Source organism: Campylobacter sp. BCW_6873 (assembly GCF_001762365.1).
GTDB classification, from domain to species: domain Bacteria; phylum Campylobacterota; class Campylobacteria; order Campylobacterales; family Campylobacteraceae; genus Campylobacter_D; species Campylobacter_D jejuni.
Genome location: NZ_MJWS01000069.1, coordinates 1 through 712 on the forward strand (window position 1 = coordinate 1; position 712 = coordinate 712).

General features: G+C 24.6%; 1 protein-coding gene. It reads right to left on the reverse strand.

The features are described 5' to 3' along the window. Positions 1-187: 187 nt before the first annotated feature. A partial coding sequence (locus tag AJ932_RS05665) for a hypothetical protein (RefSeq protein ID WP_070289003.1) occupies positions 188-712 on the reverse strand: 525 nt, incomplete at its 5' end.

Below are 712 nucleotides of genomic sequence, written 5' to 3' on the forward strand. Positions count from 1 at the left end.
TTATCACCTAGTCTTTGGGTATCTAAATCTTTTTCTAACTCCTTTTCTTGTTTATCAATAATAACACCTGTAAAAACTGGATCTAATAAAGCATAACTAGCATCTGCACAATTAGCATAGTCTAGAAATTTAGTGATTAAGTCTAATTTAGCTTCTTGTGTTTTAATGTTTTTGCTCATTTATATCCTTACTTAAAATTATCAAAATAGCTACAAGTGAATACTTCTTCATATGTAAAATATAATCCAGCACCCTCATCACCTCTTAAGAATACACCATCATTTTTATAATTATATCTTATATATGAAGCAAAAGGCTTGGGCATTTTTTTATATTTTTTATCATATACTATGGTTATAATATTGCCATTTCGTTTCTTAGATTTGATCATATCTTCTATATCATAATAAGCAAATGTTTCATTAAGTTTTTCATAATAAAAATATTCATAACCATCATCCTTAACTCGTTTTTCTATAGAAGGCTTTTTTTTTGTAAAATCGCTATACAATTCCCAATAAGCTTTATTGTAAATTATTACTTTATTATCTATATCTTTACACAAGCTCTTAAACTCATAATACTGCGGATCCATATATTTATAAGAACATCCTCCTACTAAGAATAATAAAAGATATACAGGTAAAAGAAATAAAGTAAGTTTTTTAAATATTGTTTTAAAATTTATAGTTTTTGTTTTATTTTTTATTTT